Origin of the sequence: Actinomadura sp. HBU206391 (genome assembly GCF_014323665.1) — a bacterium.
Classification (GTDB): Bacteria; Actinomycetota; Actinomycetes; order Streptosporangiales; family Streptosporangiaceae; genus Actinomadura_C.
Map to the genome: position 1 here is coordinate 1 of NZ_JABVEB010000384.1, position 4,063 is coordinate 4,063.

Consider the following 4,063-nt stretch of genomic DNA (forward strand, 5'->3'; position numbering starts at 1 on the left):
CGCACGCCACCTGGGGCGGGAGAGGAGTCGGTTGGGTGGCGGCCGAAGCGACCGGAGCGACCGCGTGCGGGTCGGCCAGCACCTGGGCGGCGGGGGAAAGCAGCAGCGCCATGATCGCGACGACCGTGCCTACAGCCCGGAATCTCATGTTTCTCCTCCTCGCACGAGCGCTGCTCGCTATGCGAGCATTATTCGCTCAGTGACGAGCGGACATTATTGATCTAGATCACCCGCCGTCAATAGCACCACTTCCACGCAGGAACACCGGGCCGGTCTCCGGCCCGGTGTTCCTTTGGTGGAGCGCGAAAGATATTCGAACTGTCAGTAGTGGTACGGGCCGACGGGGTTACGAGCCGCCGCACCCCGCGGACGCGGAACCGAGCAGCCCCAGCGCGTTGCCACAGACGACAATCGGGACAGAGATGGGAACACTGACCTGGTTGGCTCCCAGGATCGAGTTCTGGCTGCGCGCATAGTCGTCGGCGGACGCGGGCGCGGCGAACATGAGCGCACCGGCGGCCGCGATCGTCACGACACCAGTTGCGGCGAACTTCTTCAGCATGTGAGTCCTCCCGGACATGAGGGCCGTCATGGCCCGTCCCAACATTCAGGTTCTGCCGCAGGCCACGTGACCGGCGACACACACGGTAGCTACCCGACTACTCACGGGTGAAGAACCTGGGAGGCCAAAAGACAGGCACAGAAGATCGTTGAAAGGTAATCCGGGCGTCAGGAGGCGGTCCGGTCGTCGCCTGTCGCCGCGCGCAGCGCACTCACCACGGCGGTCAGCTGGGTCAGCAGTCCGGCAACGCTCGTCTGGTCGGTGCCGCCGATCGTCACCGTACGCAGCTCGTCGGGCTTGGGCAGCTTGGCCATGATCTCAGGAAGCGAGCCGATCAGTTCGGCCTGGATGCTCGCCGGCGTCCGTTCGTTCTCCATCGCCGCCCTGTTGCGCTCCCGCTCCAGATCCAGCAGTGCCTGCTCGTGGCGGGACTGTGCGCGGGTGTGGGCCAAGGCCACTTCGCCATCGAGTTCGAGCCGCTTGATCTCCTGCTCGCGTTCGATCCGGAGCCTGCCCGTCTCCGCCTCCTCGGCATGCCGTTCGCGTTCCATGCGCAGTGCGTGCCGCGTGGTCTCGGCCTGCAGCTCGGCGATCTCACGGGTGTCGTCGTGCTCCCGTTTGGTGCGCCGCAGCCGCTCGGCCGTCTCGGTGTCGAACTGCTGCGCCTGGTTGCGAGCCCGCAGATCGGCGAGTTCCCGCTCGTACTCCAGACGCTGGGTCTCCTTGAGCCGGCCGGAGTCCATCTCGCGGTGCGCGATGGCCTCCTCGGCCTGCAGTTCGGCCAGCCGCGCCAGCTGGCCCTGCTCCGCGCGGTACGGCTTCTGGAGGTTCTCCCAGAGCCGGGAGGAGCTGACCACGGCCTCCTTGATCTGCACCGTGACGATGCGGAGCCCCAGGCCTTGGTCGCTGTTGTCCTCTCCCTCCGCCACGGCACGCAACCGGGCGGTGAGCTCCTCGATGATGGGCTGCTTGTCGCTCAGCACATCACGCACGCCCATGGTCGAGACCTTGTCCTTGATCGCCGCTTCGGCCTGCTCCTTGAGCTGAAGGTTCACCAGCCGCATCGGATCCTCGGAATCACCGAAGTCCAGCTTCCGATAGGCCGTGGCGAAGTCCTGGATGATCCATTGCACGTAGCCCTGCACGAGCACGCCCTGCAGTTCCCGGCAGATGCAGTACGCATTGATCAGAATGGTCTGCGTCGCGCCCGGTACCACGAGGAAGGAGTCGGTCGCCGGGTTGAAGCGGAACGAGACGCCGAGCCCGATGTGCAGTGGCGCCTCCCGGCCCCGCCGCGTATGCACCACGAAGGCGTTCGGCGGGACGAGTACGTTCTTCCAGCGCCAGAATCCGCTGATCCGGACGTCCACCGGCCCTGGCACGAGCTTGTCGCGGACCTGTCCGCCCAGCGCCCGATCTCGCTTGGCCTGTGGCCCCGGAGGCGGCGGCACGGCGCCTGGCACGGGACTCGGCGCTGCGGCGCTCCGTCTCGACCTGAGATCGCCCTCGAGTTCAGCCTGCTGCGCGACGACCTGCTCGAGATAGGTGTTGCCGCCCTTGCCCGCGGAGCTCATCGGCTCCTCCTCATGATCCCCGGTGCGTTGCCAGCCAACTTAACCGGACTTGGAGGTGCATTAGCGCGATTCCCGGCAACATCTCTGAGGTTGTTCCCGCACCTGACCGCTGTCGAGAACGTCGTGCTCGCGCAGCTCAAGGATCGGTGAGGACGAGGCGATGGCGACGGCCCTACGGCTGCTGCGCCGCGTCGGGGTGACCGCTCGCAACGCCTTCGTGGCCACCGGGCACGGGATGCTCGGCATCACGCTCGCCCCGGCGACCGGCAAGGCGATGGCCGGCTACATCACCACGGGCCGGTGCCCGGCCGAGCTGGAGCCGTTCCGCGGCGACCGGTTCTCCATGCTCATCCTCCGCCGCGGCTCGGGGCGTTGAGCCGCGGCGGCGCGCTCTCGGTCGGTGGACGGCGTACCTCGGCTGACACGGCAGACCATCGGTGGACCGACCCGGCCGTCCGCGGCGCAACGCGCATCGGACGCCGGGTCGGCACCATAGAGGCCGGGCCTATCTCCGTAGTGGTGGTCGATGACCTTCGGACAGCCCTTCCCCAGGTCAAGCGTGCGGACTAAGGACGACCGTGGTGGTGGCGCGGCGTGATGGGCCGGGTCGATCCGTGGTTGTGCGCCGGTGGCGTGATGGGCCGGGTCGATCCGTGGTTGCGCACCGGTGGCGTGATGGGCCGGGTCGATCCGTGGTTGTGCGGCGGTGCGACCGGACGCGACCATCCAGGGTGATGGTGGTGATGCTGCGGCCCGGCCGGACGCGACCATCCAGGGTGATGGTGATGGTGGTGGTACGGCGGTCCGACCGGACGCACCCATCCGGGCCGCGGTTGCAGCACCACGGTGGGACGGACCCATCCGGACTGGTACAGCGGGGCGACCGTCAGCGTCTCGGCCACCGGAAGAGGAGCGTTGGGTACGCATTGGACCGTGACGTCTCCGGTGACCGCGGTGTTCACGGTGATGGTGACACTGCTGACGCTCAGCACATCGGTTCCGGGCACTGACGGAGCCCAGTCACCGGTGAGGTCACCCGAGATCGGCTGACGGGCCGGGACGAGACCTCCGGAACCCGCCACCCGGAACGACGCGCTCTCGGCGCCACTGACGGCGATCCACGCGGACGCGTTCCATGAGCCGATCGCGACCGGAGCGTCCAGTCTCAGGGCCGAGAGGTTCAGCCGAAAGCCGGTCGGCCTGCTGACGGCCGTCTGACCCGGAGAGGCCAGCCAGCCGTCGAGGAGGACGGTCCTCGCTCCCCGCACCGGATCGGTGCACGTGTAGGACGCGGAGAAACTGCCGGCCTGCGCGGGTGTCTGGGTCGCGATGGCGGTGAGGCCGCCGAATGCGACCACCGTAGCGGCGACCACGACCTGCTTGCCGAACGATGTGATCATCTGATCTCCTTCGGAGTTCTGTCTCAGAGATCGACGTCATCATGCGCGGAGCGTCGGAGGGCGGCTTGACCGAGCCCATTTTGCCGGGGCCGGTGACGATCGGTACCGACGGGTGATCGAACCATGGCGTGCGTGCCGAGAATCTCATCCATGCGGCCTCACACGCGCGGTACGGCAAGCACCTGCGAGCCCGCCGAGCGGTCTCTACGCTGTGTGACGTTCGTCGCGGTCGCCCGGTTGAACTTGTGCACCCGCACGGCTCGTACCACTGAGGTGAGGCATGGCCCGGCCGCCGTGCTCGTGACCTGGAGGTGTGCGGTGAAGAGGTTGCCTTCTGCCCGTGGGTCCCGTGGACGCGGCGATCGGCGGCGTGATGGGCGGCCGGAACGTGGCGTCGTCGCAGGACGCCGCCGAACGCTCGGGGCACTGGCGGGGATGACGGCGTTCTGCGCGCTGACGCTGGTGCCCGCGGCGCCGGCCGCCGCGCACGCCACGCTGAAGAGGATCAGCCCTCGGCACGGCTCGGT

General features: G+C 68.0%; 4 protein-coding genes. 1 reads left to right on the top strand and 3 read right to left on the bottom strand.

All coding sequences use genetic code 11. The annotated features are described in order from the left end of the window. Positions 1-346: 346 nt before the first annotated feature. Both HKK72_RS36875 and HKK72_RS36880 read right to left on the bottom strand, forming a co-directional pair. Entirely contained in the window at positions 347-562 is a 216-nt protein-coding gene (locus HKK72_RS36875; protein WP_187239027.1) for a chaplin family protein, read from the bottom strand. A gap of 167 nt (positions 563-729) precedes the next feature. Beyond that, complete coding sequence (locus HKK72_RS36880) at positions 730-2,136, bottom strand: SPFH domain-containing protein (RefSeq protein ID WP_187239028.1); 1,407 nt, start codon at positions 2,134-2,136, stop codon at positions 730-732. 160 nt (positions 2,137-2,296) lie between these two features. On the opposite strand from HKK72_RS36880, the gene HKK72_RS36885 reads away from it, so the two are divergent. Next, positions 2,297-2,512, top strand: coding sequence for an FAD-binding oxidoreductase (locus HKK72_RS36885; protein ID WP_187239029.1), 216 nt, complete (start codon positions 2,297-2,299; stop codon positions 2,510-2,512). A 190-nt stretch (positions 2,513-2,702) separates the two neighbouring features. Here HKK72_RS36885 and HKK72_RS36890 read toward each other — a convergent pair whose 3' ends face one another. Beyond that, positions 2,703-3,536 carry a hypothetical protein gene (locus tag HKK72_RS36890; protein WP_187239030.1) on the bottom strand — a complete coding sequence of 278 codons (834 nt, stop codon included), beginning with the start codon at positions 3,534-3,536 and terminating at the stop codon, positions 2,703-2,705. Between the last annotated feature and the right edge of the window lie 527 nt (positions 3,537-4,063).